Source organism: Allomuricauda sp. ARW1Y1, assembly GCF_013407935.1.
In the GTDB taxonomy this organism is placed as follows: Bacteria; Bacteroidota; Bacteroidia; order Flavobacteriales; family Flavobacteriaceae; genus Flagellimonas.
This window is the reverse complement of the sequence record NZ_JACBZU010000003.1, coordinates 58966-80398: the sequence shown is the minus strand read 5'-3', so window position 1 is coordinate 80398 and position 21433 is coordinate 58966. Positions and strand designations below refer to the sequence as shown.

15 protein-coding genes and 1 pseudogene are annotated in these 21433 nt (G+C 42.6%); all 16 read right to left on the bottom strand.

Going from position 1 to position 21433, the window contains the following annotated elements; genetic code table 11:
• Positions 1 to 7 precede the first annotated feature (7 nt).
• The 16 genes and pseudogenes from GGE08_RS09415 to GGE08_RS09340 all read right to left on the bottom strand — a co-directional run bounded on the left by GGE08_RS09415 (position 8) and on the right by GGE08_RS09340 (position 21422).
• Entirely contained in the window at positions 8 to 1453 is a 1446-nt protein-coding gene (locus GGE08_RS09415; RefSeq protein ID WP_179384642.1) for a serine hydrolase domain-containing protein, read from the bottom strand.
• Positions 1450 to 2535, bottom strand: a complete 1086-nt coding sequence (locus GGE08_RS09410; RefSeq protein WP_179384641.1) for an aspartyl protease family protein — start codon at positions 2533 to 2535, stop codon at positions 1450 to 1452. The genes GGE08_RS09415 and GGE08_RS09410 overlap by 4 nt, the downstream gene beginning before the upstream one ends.
• Before the next feature lie 89 nt (positions 2536 to 2624).
• Positions 2625 to 3305, bottom strand: coding sequence for a hypothetical protein (locus GGE08_RS09405; RefSeq protein ID WP_179384640.1), 681 nt, complete (start codon positions 3303 to 3305; stop codon positions 2625 to 2627).
• Between the two features lie 109 nt (positions 3306 to 3414).
• Positions 3415 to 4302 carry a LytR/AlgR family response regulator transcription factor gene (locus GGE08_RS09400; protein WP_179384639.1) on the bottom strand — a complete coding sequence of 296 codons (888 nt, stop codon included), beginning with the start codon at positions 4300 to 4302 and terminating at the stop codon, positions 3415 to 3417.
• Positions 4303 to 4558: 256 nt separating this feature from the next.
• Entirely contained in the window at positions 4559 to 5212 is a 654-nt protein-coding gene (locus GGE08_RS09395; protein ID WP_218847525.1) for a GDSL-type esterase/lipase family protein, read from the bottom strand.
• 278 nt (positions 5213 to 5490) lie between these two features.
• Positions 5491 to 6363: a sugar phosphate nucleotidyltransferase gene (locus tag GGE08_RS09390; RefSeq protein ID WP_179384637.1), complete on the bottom strand. Its 873-nt coding sequence runs from the start codon at positions 6361 to 6363 to the stop codon at positions 5491 to 5493.
• Positions 6364 to 6381: 18 nt separating this feature from the next.
• Positions 6382 to 7488 (bottom strand): galactokinase family protein, encoded by a 1107-nt coding sequence (locus tag GGE08_RS09385; RefSeq protein WP_179384636.1) that lies wholly within the window; start codon positions 7486 to 7488, stop codon positions 6382 to 6384.
• Between the two features lie 84 nt (positions 7489 to 7572).
• Positions 7573 to 8930: pseudogene (locus GGE08_RS09380) on the bottom strand (Gfo/Idh/MocA family protein).
• 41 nt (positions 8931 to 8971) lie between these two features.
• On the bottom strand, positions 8972 to 10294 hold the full coding sequence (locus tag GGE08_RS09375) for a Gfo/Idh/MocA family protein (RefSeq protein ID WP_179384635.1): 1323 nt from the start codon (positions 10292 to 10294) through the stop codon (positions 8972 to 8974).
• A gap of 29 nt (positions 10295 to 10323) precedes the next feature.
• Positions 10324 to 11241, bottom strand: coding sequence for a formylglycine-generating enzyme family protein (locus GGE08_RS09370; protein WP_257023989.1), 918 nt, complete (start codon positions 11239 to 11241; stop codon positions 10324 to 10326).
• 50 nt (positions 11242 to 11291) lie between these two features.
• The gene (locus tag GGE08_RS09365; RefSeq protein WP_179384633.1) at positions 11292 to 12224 is read right to left on the bottom strand and encodes a hydroxypyruvate isomerase family protein; all 933 of its coding nucleotides are present in this window, start codon (positions 12222 to 12224) and stop codon (positions 11292 to 11294) included.
• 70 nt (positions 12225 to 12294) lie between these two features.
• Positions 12295 to 13830 (bottom strand): sialate O-acetylesterase, encoded by a 1536-nt coding sequence (locus GGE08_RS09360; protein WP_179384632.1) that lies wholly within the window; start codon positions 13828 to 13830, stop codon positions 12295 to 12297.
• A 140-nt stretch (positions 13831 to 13970) separates the two neighbouring features.
• Positions 13971 to 16490, bottom strand: a complete 2520-nt coding sequence (locus GGE08_RS09355) for a sodium:solute symporter family transporter (protein WP_257023988.1) — start codon at positions 16488 to 16490, stop codon at positions 13971 to 13973.
• A 67-nt stretch (positions 16491 to 16557) separates the two neighbouring features.
• Positions 16558 to 18648: a beta-N-acetylhexosaminidase gene (locus tag GGE08_RS09350; protein ID WP_179384630.1), complete on the bottom strand. Its 2091-nt coding sequence runs from the start codon at positions 18646 to 18648 to the stop codon at positions 16558 to 16560.
• Positions 18649 to 18657: 9 nt separating this feature from the next.
• The gene (locus GGE08_RS09345; RefSeq protein WP_257023987.1) at positions 18658 to 20256 is read right to left on the bottom strand and encodes a sialidase family protein; all 1599 of its coding nucleotides are present in this window, start codon (positions 20254 to 20256) and stop codon (positions 18658 to 18660) included.
• On the bottom strand, positions 20253 to 21422 hold the full coding sequence (locus GGE08_RS09340; RefSeq protein WP_179384629.1) for an AGE family epimerase/isomerase: 1170 nt from the start codon (positions 21420 to 21422) through the stop codon (positions 20253 to 20255). Before GGE08_RS09340 ends, GGE08_RS09345 begins: the two co-directional genes overlap by 4 nt.
• Between the last annotated feature and the right edge of the window lie 11 nt (positions 21423 to 21433).

The window sequence follows — 21433 nt, the reverse complement described above, 5'->3', positions numbered from 1 at the left end:
ATTAGGATTATTGATGATCAATTTTGATTCCATCTATTTTTCTTGGTGCCCAATAGGGGTCTTTTTCAGGTATCCCTTTGATATTGAAATCATGCAGCCAATGACCCGTAAAGGCCTTGGCATTGTCGGCAAGTGTAACATACATGTCAATGAACATGGGGGAAACGGCTATCAAGTGTACTTCACCTCCATTAATCGTTGAAACCATGATCGGACATGTAATCTTTTTTTTGCTTCTTTTGAATGTCATGGAGCCAGAAATCATGGCATCTTCATCCAACGACAGTCGTAGCAGGCCTTCCGAGTCCTTATTTCGAAGTGAAGTTGTTGTTATGTGCCATGAACCCAACAGTTGCTGTATTTGAGTATTGGTGAGCGCCTTTTCTTCCAAAAACAATTCGGCAATGCTTTGAGCCTCCCTGGCATTAAAAAAGACATGGTCCCCGGTATTGGCCAAATAGGCAAAAACCAATTCTTCTTCAGGATAGATCATAAGATGGGCCACGCTTGTAGGCAACGATCCACTATGAAAGAACACTTGACTGCCCAATCTGTTCGTACCGGTCTCCCAGCCCAAACCGTAATAGGTGTCCGTTCCATTGCTAAGTTGGTAGGTACTGGTCAACAGTTCTCGTGTTTCGGGTTTAAGATAGGTATCACTGATCAGGACATCACCCATATGCACCAAATCATTAGCGGTGGACAGATAGCCCCCGCCGGCATACATAAAGCTTCTATTCTCGGTTGGGGCGGGCTTTCTTTTCTTATCGTACACATAGAACATGGAGGTATCATCAACCCTTTTGTCGGGATAATCGAAAGTGGTATTGTCCATTCCCAATTCATCCCAGGTATTTTCCATTAGCGCAAAGAATGAGGTATTCGATGCCTTCTCCATCACAGCACTCAAAAGCACCCATCCGTAACTGGAATATGCATATTGAGTGCCCGGCTCAAACAATATATCATCGTTTTCAAATCTTTCCAATGATGCCAGTATGGAACCATAATGCTTGGTATTGAACTCAGGGTCACTCGCATTATAGTGCCTGATACCTGAGGTGGATGACGCTAAGTGCCTGGCGGTTATGGTATATCCCTTATCAGGGAAAGTGGGCAAATACGTTCTAATATCCTTATCCATATCCAATTGGTGTGATTCCATCAGTTTGCCCAAAGCCATTGCTGTGATGGGCTTTGAGACACTGGCCACCCTGAATTTTGTGTCCGTGGTCACCTTTAGACCGTTTTCCAAATCCCTAACCCCAAAACCTTCGGACCATACCAATTGACCCTTCACCATCACCGCCACTTGGCAACCAGGTATGTTGGTTTGCTGTCGATGGGCTTCTATTAAAAAACGGGCTTTATCTATTGCTTCTGTATAGTCTTGGGCCATGGTAACATGTATACCCAACAGTAATAGGCCAATGGTCGTTAAGGTCGTTTTCATGGGTTAAAGACTGTTTTTATGATGTTGCCGTTCAATAATCCAATGGTGATACTATCTTGGTCCATAAATTTGGAAGCATTCATAAAATAGTCACAATGGGATTTGAAGACCTCCTTAGGCCTGAGTCCATTAATGGATTTGAGGGTATCCCCTATTTTTAAGGGTATGTCCTGATGTGTACGATTGACCGTCCAAAGGGAATCATTGAGTATTCCTGGTATGAACTTTTTGGGTTCGTCCACGACAATGGATGACATTGGAATCAAGGTGATTTTATTGTGGTCGTAATTGAGGTACACCGTGAAATGCTCCAGAACATCATTGCCTAAAAGGGCTTTGTTCAAGGAAGAAAACTCAATTGGAATCTTACCTTTATGGTTTCCCAAAGTGAGGTCTAGAACTTTTACCTCCAAGGTATCAAGATTACTGCCAAATATGCCCGAAGTAGATTGGTCCAAGAAGATTTCAGACTTGGTATCCGTAAAGTATCCGGCATACTTTTTTGGTAAAACCAACCCACCGTTATACCCTAGATCGAACAGCACATTTTTAATTGTCTTACCTGCTACCTGGATTTCAATTTCTGGTATGCCCGATAGAAAACCGGTACTAAAGTCTATGACATCTTCCATTCCTGCCTTTTCCGCTTCAAAAGTTTCATTCGAGGAATAAAGCTGCTGTCTTTGAAAATCGACTTTCCAGTTCCGGAGTTTAATCAGGTTGGCACCCATAATACCATCCTCAGCCAAACAAGGGCTATATGAGTCTTGGGCATACACCAATTTTCCGGCAGCTATGTCTTGGTAGGCCGTTTGTCCCAATCTGATCGTACGGGAGGAAGTCATTTCCACCTCCCTGGTAACCCCCTGTGCAGTGCCATTGCTTTTGGTAAAAACCGTTGGCAGCTGCAAGGAATCGGCCAATGTCTTTTCAATTTTCGTATAAAACGCTCCTGTATCAAAAATGAATTGATGCGTCCCCTGGCCATCTTCCAAAGAAGCATCCACCACAATGATTTTTTTCTTGTACGTAAAACGTAAACTATCCACATGTTCGCCTATTACCGCTGATTTGGCGTTCATGTTTATTTGGGTTACCGTGTTGCAGCTATGACAAAAAGCAACAAGTACTGCGAAGAGTATTCTGATTTGATATTTCATTCTTGATCGGCTTACTTTATTGTATTAAAATATTTTCGTTCTATTTTCCTTTGCCAAAAAATCAACATGGGAACACCTATTAGGGATGGTAATGCGAAGGCCAGGAAAGGATTCATGGCATCGTACCGGGTAACAACCGTGGATAAAAAGGCGGTGAGAGTAGCAATATAGCCCCCCATCATGTTTCCTATATGGGATAAATACCAATGGTAGGCCTTCTTTGGCTTTTTAATGAATGGGTGCAGGTTGACATAGGAAATCAACAAACCACCAATTCCAAAACCCAAGGATAGCAGTGCGCCACCCGAAAACAGACCATTTCCTTTGACATAATAAATACCTAAGCCTATAAAAACAAGGTTTGCCATCGTATTTACAATCCCTGCAAACCAATCGAACCATTTTGGTCTTTGACCTTTGTGGAGCTTTTTTAACCGTAGGATACGTACCCCACAAAAAACACTGTAGTAGCTTAAAAATGCGATTAAAAATAGAAATCTATTGAAGGCATAACCCGCAACCACGATACCGGTCAGAAAAACCATTGTCATCGCTAGAACATAAATCCTTCCAAATTTAAGGTGAATGGACTTACCTTTTTCACTTGCTATGGCAACACCTCCGGTGACCAGGGCAATAGCACCTACAGTAATGTGTAAATACAATACAAAATCCATCAGGGGCTCCATCATAATTTGCAGATTTTAGGCAAATATGATAGTCATCTTTAAAAAATACACCATGTTTTTAGGGCGATGGTAAGGGCGGGAAGTATATGTTAAGAATGGGAAGGCAATTTTCCTACTGAACTAAAAATGATTCAAGCGCTTTAATTTTTGTTCGGGATACATTAATCGTTTCATCACTGTTTGCAAGCTCTAAACTTAAACCTCTCGCATTGCCGTTTATGTTGATGATGAAACTTTTATTAACGATAAATCTATTATGACACCTAAAAAAAATATCCTTGGGCAAAGAAGCTTCAATATTTTTTATCCGTTGCCGAATTACCTTTTTAGCAATATTATGTTTATTTTGATAGTGTACTTCGATATAATTCCCATCCGATTTGATAAATATGATATCCTCGAAATTTAGTTGCAGTTCAATATCATTATTATCCGATCTGAACAAGACTTTTTCTTCCCTTTTTGATTTCTCATTTTTAATGGAAAAGATTTCCTTTTTTAAATTTTCGGACAGTTGATGTGCTTTTAGGAATTGTCTTTTTTGGTAATTTTTTTGCTCGATAAGAATAGAAATAACTATGGGAATAATGCAAATACCAAAGGTTATTTTCGCTGTTCTTAAAAACACATTTAGGAAGATTTCAGCTGGGTTTATACTATCATATTGATACAGGACCACGGCAATAAACACACAAGATATGGTCAAAATAATCACTGATAATATAAAAACATACAATACAAACTCTTTGCCTATGGTCCAGCTGTCCTCACCCATATAGCTTGGCAATAGTCTTTTTAAACCGATGACGCCAAAATGGATTGTACCCGCTATGATCAATGCTATCACCAGAGCAATGACAACTCTTTCAAAAAGGTCGATCGATGAGAATCCCAAAGGGGCCAAAAAAATAATCAATACGAATGTGATACTGGATGGAACCCAAACACTATAGCGATTAAATATAAAAGGGTATGGCTTTTTTAAAAACTCAAGTATCATAATGATTCAAAATTATCAATATAATTTTGATCCTTTTACTAGATACCTTCTCAACTTCTTAATTTCTAAATGTTACTTCCAATCCCCAAAGCATCCATAACTTGCTTTTCCCAAAAAGTAGAAGGTTGACCCTTTTTTATCTTGTATAGGAAACTATTACCTACCTAGGTACTTCTGGCAGCTATTTCTTTGTAACCAATTTAGGTATGATACTTTTCCATGAAATGGCCTACATACTGTTTAAAAAATAGTTTTCTTATAGATACGGCTTTAATAATAATGCCCATAAACGATAACCCATCGCCGTTAAATGCAAACCGTCATTGGTATACTGAATATCCAATTTTCCATTTTTGTCCAAAAAATGTGAGTGCAAATCGATAAGGTTTACTTTTTTTTGTTCAGTCATTTTTCGCAGACGCCTATTGATCTTTAAAATAAGGGGAGCCTTACTATAATGGTTTACAAATCTTTTAAAAGTGCTATTCACTGGTAGCAGGGTCTGAACATAAATTTGGGTAGACGGGGATTCCTTTTGAATCCGATCGATTATGATACTGTAGTTTCTTAGGATAATATCATTGGAAATGTTTCTGGCCAAATCATTAATCCCTAACAAGATGAATATTTTTGCCGGTCTGCCCTCGGTAATTTCATCCAAGCGTTCTAGCACACCATAAGTCGTGTCACCCGATATCCCACGATTCACAGCATTGTCCATATCCAGCAATTCGTTCCATTGCGTTCCTGCCGTTATGCTGTTACCTAAAAAAATAACATCAAGGGTGTCATTCGGGAACATTCTGAATTGGGCGACCTTGTCTTCGAAATTACTTGGTCTACGGAGACTATCCACTTTGGTATTTTGCTGTGCCTGGATACCAAAGATGAAGCCAACAAAACAAATCATACATATGATGTTGGGTTTAAAATTATCTCTTACTCTTACCATTTGACCATAAATTTGTTTTTGTATTTAGACTACACATGTTATTAAGCATTACCATGATAGAATGGACTTACTAAATTCCGTGGCTTTTCATAAACCCGATGATGCCACGTATCTATTTGGTTAATTTCGAAGTTAACCCAAGTAAATCTAGATGCATGAGTATTCCCGGATATCGTGACCATGCTCCAATAAATGAAACCATGATTTATTTATTAATGTTAGCGCTTTAATGGGCCTTAATACCAATCCATTTTTGAATAATGTTTCTTTAGGTATTTTTTCACCTCCACTATGTCACTTTTGGCAGTTAAGTCGGGAACATGCTCGGACAAGGGAATAGCTTTCATTTCCCCTGGAAATTTCACAAGCATGTTCAGCAATGCTGTTGGCAATTCCTTTTCGTTGCGTATCGGATGGACAGGACAGTGCTTCAGAAAAGGAAAAAGCTTTTCACCGTCAAATGTAAAAATGTTCATACTTACCCTAAGTTTACCAAGGTTGTCTTTGTATTTATCTACCTCATCACTTTTTGGTTTTTCGATAATATCGATCAAATTAGAATCATCATCCATTTTGACCAGCGCAAAGCGTGAAATACGTTCCGAATCAAATTCAAGCGCATCACGATCATATGCAATTAAGGCTTGTGAGGATTTCGTATGGCGTACCCTATCAAACGCTTTTATGGAATATAGATTATCGCTATTGCATACGCTAAAACGCAACTTCTTCAATTCAGGGTACTGCTCCATAGCTTGGTAAAGGGCATCAGCGGTCCCGAATGGCTTTTCTCTGACAGATGGGATAGCTTGGATAGCGAAGACTACTTCGAGTCCGTGAAACCCATCTTTTCCCCCATAAAACTCTTGGAACAACTCCCCTTTTTCGCCAATGACGATATACACTTTTTGATATCCAGCTTTTTTGGCATTATACAGCACATAATCCAACATAGGACGTCCATCTGCACCTAAACCAATCAAGCCTTTACTCCGTTCGTTAGCCTGTTGTAGTTCTTCTGGGCTCAATATGGATTGGCTCTGTGCATTTTTCTTCATCCTTGAAGAAGCCCCTCCGGCCAGTATAACCAGACTATTTAGCGATTTCATGTTACTCTGTTTAATTGTTTATTTTTTTACTCTAGCACCTGGATCCACTTGAACCGTAAAGGCGTCCTTGGCACCTACCGCCCTTATGGATGCAATAACAGTATCTACTTTGTCCTTAGGAGAAAGAACCACAATACACCCTCCCCTACCTGAGCCAACGATTTTCGCCCCATAAGCGCCTGCTTCAAGGGCAGCATCCACCATATTATCTATTAAGGGAACAGTTATGTTCAAATAATCCCGTAGTATCCCATGATGCTCCAACATCAGAGCACCTATTTTTTTCAAATCAAGTGTAGGTCTCCTGAATTCCAACAATGCCTCCCTTGTAATGCTATGATTGCGGACTGCGGCCACAAAGAAGACCTGTAAGTCTTCGGGCACATAAGCAAGGTAACTCCCAATATTTTCAATACTCACCTTACTCAAGTCAAATTCCTTAAGGTATTTTTTAATGGTCAAAACAGACAATTGTGCCTTATCCCTCAATTCACGAAGAACTCCTGAAGTATCTTTTGGAATGCCCGATACTCCGACAATAAGGCCCGGAATAAACTTCTCAAAAGTCTCGTAATACAAGGGGGTGCCGGTTTCCAGATAAATCACATGTCCCAGACCAATACTGTATTGGTCCATTTTACCGCCTGGCATGCCATGATAAACCACTTCTGCCTGATAGGCCATCTCAGCTACAAATTTGGGCGTAACGGGCACATCACAACCAAAGGAAGTGATCAAAAATTCCACCCATGCTACCACGAGTGCACTTGAGCTTGAAGTTCCGGCATTGATAGGAATGTTACCCGTAATAACAATATCATATCCTTGGTCAGGATAACAACCATAATCTGCTAGCAAGTCTATGGCAGCCATAAAAAAATCATCTTTTCCCACGGGAATGATGCCCTTATTCAAATCTATGCTTCTTTTCTCTCCAATGTCGGGTTGATCAATGTTTAAAAGACAGTTTGCATTTTTTTTGGCCTTTAATGTGATATGTCTGCTTATGGCACAGGCTATCACAGGTAGTTCCAAATAATCCTGATGGTCACCAAATAGACAAGTCCGTCCAGGAGCCTTTACGATAATCGTCTCTTTATCCTTTGTACTAATAGTTCCCTCCATTACTGCTTCTTATGTTCCATAGCGATAGGAATGATGTCAAGTGACTGCCAAATGAATCTGTACCAAATCTTAAGACCGCCCATTTCAATACTTCCCATTCATCCAATCAAATGATTTTCTTTTAATCCATTGGCCCCGAGTAAAATCAGGAAAGTCTTGTGATTCACCATTATTGGCAATGGATGCCTCAGAGAGGGGGGTGACGGCACTCCAAGCTGCTGCATCATAAACATCCAAGGGAGGTGCAATGTTCGCCTTAACACTTTCTATAAAGGCATTCATCACAAAAAAATCCATCCCTCCATGTCCGGCATCCTGGGCCATATCCCCAAATGTTTTCCACAAGGGATGATCATAATCCTTTAACCATGAATCCGCCTGGTCCCATTGGTGTGGGTCCGATTGACCCTCCACATAGATTCTATTGCCATCCACTTCCCAAAGGCCCTTGGCACCCTGGACCCTAAAGCCCAAAGAATATGGTCTTGGTAGATTACAATCATGGGTAATGATTATCGTCTCGCCATTGGCAGTTTCCAGAGTGGATGTGATAACATCGCCCTGTTTAAACTTTACCTTGGCATTGGGATGCTCCTCCCCACCGACCTCAACAACATAATTGTGCAACCCTATCCCTTTGGTGGCATGAGAGGTCATGGAAACCAATCTGTTTCCCCGATTAACGTCAGCCATTACAGCTATTGGACCAAGCCCATGGGTAGGATAAACATCTGCATTTCTTTTGACCGAATGTATGGTACGCCATTTGGACTCTGAAACTCCTTTTTCACCAAACTCAGCTCCCTTTCCATAAGCAGTTTTACCGTCGTTGAACTTCACATGTCTTAAATCATGCTGGTATCCACAACGAAAATGAACCAGTTCACCAAAAATCTGCTGTTTTACCATATGAAGCACTGCCATTACATCACGCCGATAGTTCACATTTTCAAGAATCATCATATGCGTGCCAGTTCGTTCATGGGTATTTACTAGATCCCAGCACTCTTCGAGTGTATTCGCCGCTGAGACTTCTACTCCCGCATATTTGCCAGCCTCCATTGCATCGACTGTCATGCGGGTATGCCATAGCCAAGGTGTTGATATGACAACGGCATCCAATTCTTTTATGTCCAGTAGATTTCTATAATCATAGGGGTTGCTTCCAAAGGATTTGGGCTTTTTTTACTCGCCTTGGCTATCAAATCCTCAGCAATGGCAATTCGGCTTGCATCAATGTCACAAATAGCGGAAATATGGACATCATCGCGCTTCAACAGATTGGAGAGGTGGGTCGTTCCTCTAAGCCCCACACCAATCAATCCAATATTAATCGTGCTTTTAGGTATTTTATTTATCGCGCCATGGGTGAAGCTGGGCGCCAATGCCAAGGCAGCGCCCAGTATGGAGGTATTTTGGACAAATCTTCTTCTTGAATTCATATCAGTAAATCTTGTTGTAACTTATTATCAGTATTCTGGCATTAAAGAACTTTGGCCTGGCCAGGTACTGGAACAGGATAATTGCCATTTGCATCAGGTTTCGTTGGGGTTGGTGAATCCCAACTCAACTGCTCAGGCATAAGCTGAAGTTCCGAAGCCAAAGCCTCTTCCCAGCCAATGACCTTACCACTATAAGTGGCCATTCGCCCCATAATAGCCGTCATCGTGCTTTTGGCCCCATTGAAGGCATCATTTATTACACCCTTGCTCCGGATGGAGGCAAATAGTTTATTATGTTCCTCCTGATATGGATTATGACCTTTTGAGTTTTCTATGGATCGTACTTCTTTGCCGTTCATATCGTAAATTTTGGCCGCACCGGCGTCTCGTGTATCGACCTTCCCATTGGTCAGTTGGAATATTTCACCCACACGATACATGGTGTTGGGCTGGTGCCTACATTGACTTGAAATCACCGCTCCGCTTGGATAGGTGAACTCCACGAAGTGGTGGTCGTAAATCTCACCATGGTCCGGTCCTTTTCTGACCATTCGACCACCCATTCCTTGCGCTGAAACAGGATATTCCCCGATAAACCAATTGGCAATGTCAATATTATGAATATGTTGTTCCAGAATATGGTCGCCACAGACCCAGTTGAAGTAATACCAATTTCTCATTTGGTATTCCATCTCCGACTGCTCAGGTTGTCTAGGCCGTACCCAAACGCCTGAACTGTTCCAATAGACCTGCCCAGACATAATTTTTCCCAATTCACCACTTTTAATCAATGAGTTCACTTTGATGTAATTTTCCTGATAGTGACGTTGTAGGCCCACAACGACATTCAGTCTCTTGGATTCTGCCAATTTGGCCATTTCCAATACCTTACGGATACCTGGTGCATCTGTGGCAACAGGTTTTTCCATGAACACATGTTTGTCGTTTTCAATGGCATAGGCGAAATGATAGGGCCTAAATCCAGGAGGGGTGGCCAAGATCACTACATCGGCTAGCTCAATAGCCTTTTTATACCCATCAAAGCCAACAAATTTATGTTTGTCCTTGACCTTTATTTTTCCAGTATCCTTATATTTTTCATATAAATGGCCATAGCTTGAATTCAACTGATCTTCAAAGAGATCGGCCATAGCCACCAATTGTACATGGTCATCGGCCTCCAAAGCCTGATTTGCAGCACCTGTCCCACGTCCGCCACAACCCACAAGAGCTATTTTTAACTTTTTCTCGTTAAACACATTGACCATCCCGTGTCCGTGTATCGATGGCAATAATATTGCGCCCGAGGCCATGGATGCGTTCTTAATGAATGTTCTTCTAGATTTGTTGTTTGTTCTGTCCATATGTATATTCTTTTGGTATGTTCTAATTTTTACTCCAATCCGTTGTCGCTCCAATATTCGTTCATCTCCTCCTTAGGTGGAACCTCTTTTGGACGAACTACCCTAAAACCAACAAACGCTGCATCCGTAAACCACCATTTACTGCGTGGAAACTGTGGATCTCTTTCTTTCCATATAGGTTTTGAATCCAATCGAGAGGCACTTCGCAATTGCTCTGGACCATCTTTGAACGAACCTCCCCTGAGCACAATGGGATATTCAGTGACCACTGGTTCAAAAGGCAGTATTGTATTTTGATAGCCATCCGCTTTGTATTGATCCAAGGTCCATTCGGCCACATTACCATACATATCATAAAGCCCCCAGGGATTGGGCTTCTTTTCGCCTACCGGGTGATATGTGTCATTGCTGTTGTTTTGGAACCATGCAAAGCCCCCCAACTGTGAGATATCCGTCCCAAAATGATAGGGATCAACGCTTCCCGCTCTTGCCGCATACTCCCATTCAGCTTCAGTGGGCAATCGATAGTACCGTCCGGTAATTGCTGATAGCCATTGACAAAATGCAGAAGCAGCCCTTTGTGTAACATTCACCGCTGGATAATCCTTTTCCCTGCCCATGCCCAAGCTCATGTCGACATATGGGGTAGTTGCTCCGGATATACCATCAATGTCCAGTTGAACCTCTTCCCCTTTGGTTTTGTGGTTAAGATGGTCAATCCCCCTTTCCACAAAGAGATTGTATAGCTCCCAGGTAACTTCAAATTTTGACATCCAGAAGCCATCCACCTGTATTTCGCGTACTGGGCCTTCATCAAGGTCTCGGCCGATTTCATCAGCTTTGCTCCCCATTAGAAAGCTTCCCGGTGGGATCGATACCATTTCTAGGGTCGCCGTAGATCCGAGGAGAGTTTCCGTGTAAGATTCTTGTCCATGTGTTATGAGCATACCTAGCCATATACAACCGACAGTTCCAATGATTTTTTTTATTTTTTCCATTAAAAAGAGTCACTTTTTAGATACGCTTCGATTACGGCTTGCTCGCCTTCGACCCCTGGTCTGGAATTCCCGTGCTCCATTCCGACGATGCCCTTGAATCCTTTGCCATGTATATGCTTGAACACATTTAGATAATTGATTTCCCCGGTGGTAGGCTCCTTCCTACCTGGATTGTCACCAACCTGAAAATAGGCAATCTCATCCCATGATGCATCTATATTTGGAATCAAGTTCCCTTCCTGTATTTGTTGGTGGTAAATATCAAAAAGGATCTTACAGGACAGACTGTCCACAGCCTTGCATATTTCATAGGCTTGGTGGCTTTCGGTGAGAAACAGTCCGGGATGGTCCCTAAAATTCAGTGGCTCCAAGACCATGGTCAGACCATGGGGCTCCAACAATGCACTGGCCTGTTTGAGGGATTCCACCACATGGGCCGTTTGATATCCTTTGCTCAAGCGTAGGTCCACATGTCCGGGTACTACCGTCATCCATTCGGCATTGACCCGTTTGGCAATTTCAATGGATTCCTTGATTTCTTCCAAGAACTTTTCCCGAAGCGCCAAATCTCCATTGGTAAGGTTAGGTTTGTTCCAGGAAATTTCATGGGCCACGAATACCCCCATTTTCAAACCACGCTTTTCCATGGTACTTGCCATTTTCTCCTGTAATGTCACGGAGCGACCCTTCATCCCGTTATCCTCGAATGCCGTAAAGCCCATATCGGCCATAAAATGCAATTGATCGATAGGGTCTTTTCCTGCTGAGGCTTCGAACATTCCCAAATGCGGTGCGTAATTCAGCTTAAATTGGGCAGGTGTGTTGGAAAATTTGATATCTGTCGCATTGCGCTGGGCAAAAAGTCCTGGTATCCCGAGTCCTAATGCTCCCGAAAGCATCACATTGTCCTTTACAAAATTTCTACGGTTCATCATTCAATATTGATTTATGTTTTTTTTGGTACAATTGTTTTTGATTTTGCCAAATAATCCCTCATTTGGCTCATTGCTTTATGGTTACGGGCATGCGAAAGGTAGATGCTGGTAATTGTGCAGCATTCACCAAATTGCCACGGCTCCATGCCTGCCACCCATAGTATAAATATTTGGGACTGTCTTGGACCGGAATCACCACCTTTCCATGTTGTATTTCTGCATGAACAGGATTTAGGCCATCCACGGAGAATCCATGTACTTCCAATCCATCCTTGCTGGCAAGTCCTTCACCATATGCAAACGTTACCATTAATCGACCCTTATTGAACTCCACTTTTTGGACCAATGGCCCCGATGGCACAATGTCCCGCTTGTACGTTTTGAACAAGGCCCATCGAGCCAAGCGTTCGCCCACCGCTTTTTTATTTCTGGGATGTACATCATTTTTTGCCCCAATATCCGATGTAACGGCCATTCCCCCATTGGTGATCATGGATAAGAGTTTTCTTTGCTCGTTGCGGAATTGGGGCCATAGATGCGCATCATAATTCACCGTATCTATGGAGGACAATTGTGCCCAGTAAAATGGCAATTGTGCATCCTTCCATCCAATCCTGTAATCATTAACCATCAATGCTTGAAGATCAGCATATTCCATTACCCTTTCTTCTTCTTGCGCGTTGCTTTCCCCTTGATAACATATAATGCCTTTTATGGGTAGTTGGAACAAGGGCTTCACCCCAGCTTCATAAGCAAACCCTGGTTTATAGGCATGATTAGGGCCTAACGTATCCTCAGGTACAGATTTCGCCTCTTCGAGGTTCTGCTTGCCCCTTTCACGGACCCATATTGGCAAATGATTATTGTAAAGCCAATTGTCGGTTACCTTGGCCTTATATTTTTGGGATTCCGACAAGGAAACCGTACTGATAAAAGTTTCCAATGGTGCCCCTCCTATAGCTAGATTAATCAAACCAATGGGCACCCTTGTGGTCTGCAGGATTGCTTGACCGAAATAGTAGCCGACGGCACTCATATCCTTTGCCGTTTTTGGATTGCTCGCTTTCCAGTGACCCTTATAAAAACTTTGGGTGCTCAACCTTCTTACGATTGAATCTCCAAAAGTTTCGTTGAACACATTCTTTCCAGCATAGGTGGGATTGTAAAAACGAAACAATCTTTGGTCCGTTTTATCAACTTCCTCAGCGTAGTGCATTTCCTTTTGTAGTGGCCATTCCATATTGGATTGACCGAGACAAAGCCAAATATCCCCGATCAGTATATTTTTCAATGAATATTGCTCGTCTCCATGACGTATCGTTAACGACCGCCCTGTAGTATCCGCTTCCCGAGGGTCAAAGGTTATACGCCACGATGTATCATATTTGACCACATCGGATTTGGTTTCTCCATTAAATGTAACCTCAACGGTCTCCTTCGGCTTTCCCCAACCCCAGATATGAATGGGTTTGTTGCGCTGTAAAACCATGTTATCCGTAAATATGGAAGGAAGTTTTAATTGTGCGCTTGCAACCGGGATTCCGCATTGAATGAAAAGTCCAATAACAAATAAGGCAATTTTTAATTTAGTTTTTACTTTCATTCTTATTTAGAAAAATCAAGCATTTCAAAAGCATACACATCATTGTAACAATAGCACAAAACCCATCGTAGGATACCGACCTTATTCTCATTACATCAGGTTCAACACATGGCAAAGCTTCATAGCAGAGATATGCCAATTTATCCATTAGTTTTTTTGAACAGAAGGCTAAAAATGTACCCAAACCCATAACAGGAGACAACCCCAAAGAAGGCATACATCAAAAAGCTTATCTCGGTATAAACGCTGATGTACCAAATAAGGACGGCACTGGCGAACAACCCCAACAATGTACCTTTGGCATTGGCCTTTTTTGTAAGCATGCCCAACAAGAACATGCCACCCAAACCTCCTGTAAATAGTCCGAGATACCTATAAAATTCATCCCAGAGCGATTTTATGTTGGAGTTGGCCATCCAAAGTGCGAGCAACATCCCGATAAGCCCCGTAAGTACCGTAACTATTCTTGCTATCCGCAATAATCGTTTATCGGCCACCTCTTGATTGAACCGTTTGTAAAAATCGTTGCAAAAGGCTGTGGAAACCGAGTTTAGACTACTGCTAATGCTACTCATGGCCGCAGAAAAAATGCCTGCTACCAAAAGACCCGATACCCCAACCGGCAATTCCTTTACAATATACATGGGAAAAATAGCGTCGTTATTGGAAATGGTTGGAGACAAACGTTCCGGAAATTCAGAGTAAAAAACAAACAATAATGTTCCTAGGCCAAAGAAAATGATACTGGCCGGTAACGTTAAAACAGCATTGGTATACAAAGTTTTTTGGGAGTTCTTTACATCTGTACTGGTCAGGTACCTCTGGACTATGGTCTGGTCCGTTCCTTGTGTCACCATTGCCGAGGCAAGTCCGCCAATGGTCACGACCCAAAAGGTGGATTTAGTGAAATTAAAATCCATATTGGCAACATTGAACTTGTGTTTTTCAGAAGCATAACTGATTATATCACCAAATGAACTTTCGGTGTGCAGCATGATCCATACTACCGCCAGCACGCTTCCTCCCAATAGTACGACCACCTGTAACACATCCGTCCAGATAACCGCCTCAATTCCACCAAATGCCGTATATGCGATACAAAGCAAGCTCATGATCAATATACTGATCTCCACTGGAATACCTGTTACTATGGATATGGCCAAAGAGGGCAACAAAAGCACAATACCGATACGCCCCAATTGAAATAAGATAAAGGACAGACTACCGAAGGCCCGAGCCGCATAATTAAAACGGTCCTCCAAAAATTCGTAGGCCGTTGTGATTTTCAGTCGATTAAAAAAAGGTATGAAAACCAAGGAAATCAATGGTGTAATGGCTATGGCCGCCATATTCAGCATAAAAAAGGACCAATCGGTAACAAATGCCTTTGCTGGAATGGCCATGAAGGTAATCGCGCTGAGCAAAGTGCCAAAAACACTTAGCCCACTGGCCCACCATGGGATACGCCCTCCACCTACAAAATAATCGTTGGTCGACTTTTGTTTATATGAAAAATAAACTCCTATGAGCAATGATAGCGTGAGGTATCCGAACAACACCACATAATTTATAGTACCAAAGGGTTTCACGGCCTCTCCTTCCGTAATTTTTTGAACGACATTAGTTCGGATCCCTGGTGAGACTTCACCGGAAATGACCACCACATCCTCTTCTTGCTCAAAAGCAAGTGCGGTGACAGGCAAGGGCCTGGGCAGGGAATCGTAAACGAACCACTTTCCCGTAATGGTGTTGTATGATAAGACCTTATTTGAAAACCCAGGATGATTATTTAAAATATCGTCCCGTTCCTGCACCATTTTTTTTAATAGGGAGTCGTTCTGCTCCATTTGCATCTCCAATGCCATATTTTCGAGCCGATTGAAAAGTACCTCATCGGAACCACCATAAACTAAAATGTGCATGGACCCCATGTCCCTTGCATAAGCGCCCATCAAGACCAACGGCGTATTGTTTATTTTCACTTCCCCTGCTCTGCTCCAGCTTCCGTGTTGTAGGTCATATGCCAAAAATTCGGTGAGGGGAACTGATTTTTTACCAGTTTCTTGATTTCTGCCGCCAATGACGAATAATTTTCTGGAGTGCTGGGTATCCTGTATCGCTACCGTATGCAGGGCCCTTGGTTCCCCCGGAAAATCCGGTAACCGTTCCCAAGATTTTGTATCAAGGGACAACCTGTAAAAGGAATTTGTAGTGGCATTGGTATTTTTCCCCCCAGCCACATACACATATCCATTTTCCAGCACTGCGGAGGAATAGGCCAATGGTTCGGGCAGGTCGGGATACTCAGTTAGGGTTACAGATTTACTTTCAGTATCTATCTGCAATAGTAGTACTTGATCCGTGCTTCCCTGTGCATTCTCACCGCCAACTAACAAAATACCTTCAGGCAAAGCAACACTTGCACCATAAGCTAGTGGCTTAGGTAATCTGGTTGTCGCTCTGTTCCATTGCCCACCATCTAAATAGTAAATGGCATCACTCCATACCTTGGAACCTCCTTCCCAAGGAAGTCCATTGGGAAAATTGGCCCCACCGGCAGCAATCAGGACACCTTCCTGTTCACCACCCATCATTCCTGCAAAGCCATTGCCGACATCAAGATCTGAACCTATTATGGGGGGCAGCGAATCTAAAACCAATTTTTGTTGATTTTGCCCGGTAGAAATACATGTGACACAACATAGGACAATACATAATATAAACCGTTTAATTGTCATTTCGCTCTGCTTTGGTAGTTAATCTAAATTCTAATTCCTTAGCCTCTTTAACACCTTGCTGTGTTTGCAAAATAGGTACACAGGTAAACATCCATTTCCACGAAGGCTCATCAAAAGGCACCTTCAGCAGTATGGTGTTCCATCCTTTCTGCAACGGGATTTTGGTCGGTTCACGATAAAAGTAATCTTCATCAATAAAGGGAACCTCGTCCGATTTCACCGGAAAGTCTGGTTGCCTCCATTTTGGAGGGGCTATACTATTTCCGTTCACCCATATTTTTGGTTGGGTATGATGCCATGACCCCTGTTTGGGAAAAGGGCCTCCTCGACGTCCTCCGGAACGCGACCATCCATGAAATCCGATCCAAAAATCCTGTTTGCGCACATCGGGTGAATATATTTGGGTCGTGGCGTAAAAAGTTCCGCGCTCTGCATCCGTTATCGAAGGAAATCCAAAAAAGTGCTTCAAATGAATAGTTCCTCCCATATAAGGGCCCTTCCAACTATATGGGTGACCATCGACCACGTAGCTTTCCTTGATTTCCGTTTCGATTGGAAAAGATGTAGAAACATCACCATTATGATCAAAAGGCCCTATGATCTGCCATGGTACACGGGTTTGGGAAACATAAGGAAATTCTTTGCCCGAAAAGAACAGGTCACGGTGCCTGATCACTTTTTCCTCCAAGCTTTGAAAGGCCTTGAATCCATCCGAACCGACTTCTGGAAGGATGGTCCAATACAGTTGGTCATAGTCTGGCCTTCCGTTCCAAATAGCATCAGAATAAAAAACAATGGAAGGGTAGATAGGGTTCTGACGTAAAATATCACGCTCTTTGGACACAGCATTGTCGGGCCATGCACACAAGATACCGCCCAAGGCCATTGCATTACCATCTTTTTGGCGGCCAGGCTGTTGAAAAAACAACCTCACCATTCCAGCGAAAGGATCTAAATGGTTGATATAGTTGGCTCTAGAGTCAATAAACTGTCTGCCTGCCGTGGGTGAATGCTGTGCCCATAATTGCTGTATGGTGACAATATCATTGTCCAGTTCAATTCCTTCTTTCCATGTGATAACCTTTCGATTGTTTTTCTTGATAAAAAGGGCAATAGTCTCTATAAACGCTTGCGGAACCTCCTCGGCCCTATTTCTTACCTCATCAGTGCCCATGTGTATATAGGGCATCTCATTGGCATCAGCAAGCGACATAAGCTCATCGAATAAATCCAAAAGAATGGCCAACACTTCTGGGTTATTCATTTTTTGGAAACCAAAGGCCCTGCGGAACGCCTCCGTATGACCGGGAATATCAAATTCCGGAATTACAGTAATGTTCCGCGCTTTACAAAAAACCAAAATCTCCTTGAAATCCGCTTGCGAATAATAGTGGCCAACATCTCTGGAAAAGGCCTCATCAGATTGTAATTGGGGATATTTGCGACTCTCCAATCTCCATCCAGGATTATCGGTTAAATGCCAATGAAATATGTTGTACTTGTAATTGGCCAGTATCTCAATCTGTTCTTTCAATTGGTCTACAGATTGAAAATTTCTTCCTGTATCGTGCATAAAGCCCCTAATGCCAAAGGAGGGCCAATCCATGATATCAACCTTGGGAAAATGTCCCTTACCATCCAATTTTCGAAACAATTGTTTAAGGGTTGCGATAGCATAATAAGCACCTTTCCTCGATGGTGCGGAAATCGTCACCACACTATCTATTCTTAAATTATAGGCCTCTTCGTTTGGCCCAAGGGAACTGTTTCTTTGCAGTGTAATGGCTAAACCCGCTGTGTGATAGGGAACCCCCTTTTCCTCTAAAAAGTCCTGAAGGAACCTTCCCGTATCCTTAGTAAAATCATTGGATTGTATGGAGAACCCATTAAAACTGACCGTTCCGTCCCCGTATTTGATGTCCTTTGGAGTGGGTATAATAGGGTATGCGCTTTCCAGTTCCATTTCCATGGACTGTGAATAACCTTCACCTATGATTACAAAAAAAAGGAAGCCTACCATACCCATCACGTATTGTATATTGGTACAAAGAGGAATGGTGTGAACTATACGTGTCTTCATTAAAGTAAATTAGAACCCAATCAACTCGTTCAAAGGGATTTTTTGAAAATATAGCTCCTTTTTTCCTTCATAAAGAATCCCCAAATAATTGTCATCGATTATGGAAAGACATGAATATCCATAGGTATCATCGGCATATAGTTCTATTTGGTTGCTCTCTGGCCAAGACATTCCCAAATCAAAACTTGTTTTTATAGTGATATGGTTACGACGTGTCTTGGAATCTGGATTCGAAAAAAACAAAATCTTTCCTTGTTCTGGATGATCATACGAAACAATACTCGCCATACAATTGGGTTCAATCAAAGCCTTTCGGGAGGTTGGATGTTCCACCCAAGTTTTACCCATGTCTCGGCTTATGGCCACAGACCGACCGTTCAAACTGTCCCTTCTAGTGGCCCTATTACGGTCATCACGCATATTGAGCATAAGCGTTCCTTTGGATATTTGCACCACTTGTGCTTCGGTGGTCTCTGATTTGGCTCCGGTACCCACTTTCCAGGATTCGCCCCCATCCTCACTATAAATAACTGTTGAATGTGGAATCCGGTCCTTATCCTTAAACTGCGCAGGAAATACCAAGGTACCGTTGTCCATGGTAATACCGGCCCCAGGACCGTTAAAGAACAGTTGCCATTCAGGGTCTTTTGTCGTCTCGGTAATATTGATGGGGGATGACCACGTTAAACCATCGTCCTCACTTTTTACCAGCATAAACTGACCGGTTTTTTCCTCGGACAATCCGGGCTGCGAAGCATTCCATGCACGCTCCCCTGGATAACCATGAAGCCAAAGGGCTGCCACCCAAATGGTATTGGTAGAGCGGTCCACCAACACGGCCGGGTCTCCAATTCCGTTTTGATCCTCAGGCAGTCCATTGAATTCCCCCATATCCATGATTACCTTCATCGGTTCCCAAGTTACTCCGCCATCCGTACTACGGCTCATTCCTACATCGATATTTTCTTGCAGATCTACGGGATCATTATATCGATTATCGTAAACAGCGATCAAAGTCCCGTTATTTGTGGTCGCCATTCCAGGTATTCGATAGGTATCGACACCATCCTGACCCTGTTGTCTCAGCGCAATACCCAAACGCTGTGGTTGGGAAACCGCCTCCATTTGAACTGCAACCTGGGAACCATCGGAAAATAATACATTCAATAATTGCACATCGATTTTCCCCAATAAATCGGGTTGTTCCTTTACACCAACCGCAAGCCAGAAGTATTGCTTGCCTTCATTTAAGGGCTGAGTTCCACGAATAGAAAATGACTCCGACAGATCTTTCGTTTTTTGGACAACCGAAGCCTTTTCAAAATCGTCCTCACGATTATAAAAGAGTGTTGCTTCCACCAAGTCTCTGATGTTTGTGGTCTCCTCCAAGGAGAATTCGAATTCCTCGACATATACATCACTAGGAAGTTCAGGGGCATTGATTTCGACCTTTAGGACTTGATTATTGTCTTTTCCCACCAAAACGGGCAAGACCGGTTGGTGTGCCTTGACCTCAATGGTGTTGTTTTTTTTGCTACTGCATGAAAGTGCCAATAGGATAAGAAGGACACTCAGCGACAATTTGGACATAAGACGAATCAGATTCATTGTAATGTATTTTTATTTTCGATTGTTTCAAATGTTTTCCAGCATTGATAAAGGGCACGTGGAACATGAAAACAGCCTTTCCACTTACCTCCCTTTAATGTTAAATGTGGGTGACCCTGACGATTTAAGTAACCGAACCATTCCCCATGTTCAGGGTCGGGAAAACGGCTCCAAGTGTACTGATGGACCTGTTCATACCATGCCCATATTTTGGGACATTCCGTGAGTTGGTACATTTTGGCCAATGCCACCAAAGCCTCTAGATGCACCCACCATAATTTTTGATCGTGTTCCAACTGTTGCGGTGGATGCCCCTTGGCATCCATAAAGTAAAAAATTCCACCGTATTGGTCGTCCCAACCATATTCCAAGAGTCGAAGTACAGTGGCCTTAGCACTATCAAGCAATTCCATATCCTTTCTTCGGGACGCTATATCCGCTATGAACCACATGGCCTCCAAACCATGGCCTGGATTGATCAACCGGCCCTCAAACGAATCGTTCAACGATCCGTCAAGATTGACATTTTCATAAATGAGGCCTGTCTCTTTTTTTAAGAACGTTCCCATTACCTCATCCACACAGGTATCCAAGGTGCGCTCTACCTGGTCGGACGGCAGTACGTGTTCCAATTCGAGGACGAGGTTGGATAGGATCATGGGCAGGGCAAAATTTTTAAGCGCTCTTGTCCCAGTACCCTTTTCATATTTTCCTTTGGGGTCATCCCTTCTTTCCAGAATATTCTGGTATGTTTTCTCAGCAATTTTCCCAGCTTCGCCATCCCCCGCTGCTTTGGCGTATTGGGCAAAAGCCATGGCTGCAAAACAATCAGAGAATATATTATAGGGCTGTATCAAGGGCTGCCCATCAGAAGTCAATGAAAAGTAGAAATTACCCTGTGGGTCCTTCCCAAACCTTTTAAGGAAGTTGATACCGGCTTTGGAAATGTCAAGCCATTTTTCATTTTGCTCCACAGTATTGTAAAGCATGGCAAATAACCAAGCCTGTCTTCCCTGTAACCAAACGAATTTATCAGTATCATACACCTTACCAGTGCGATCAAGACACGTAAAGTACCCCCCATGGGCAGGGTCAATGGAATACTTTTCCCAAAATGGGAGTACATCCGTCAACAGAGCTGTTTTATAAATCGAAGAATATTTCATATTATGTATGA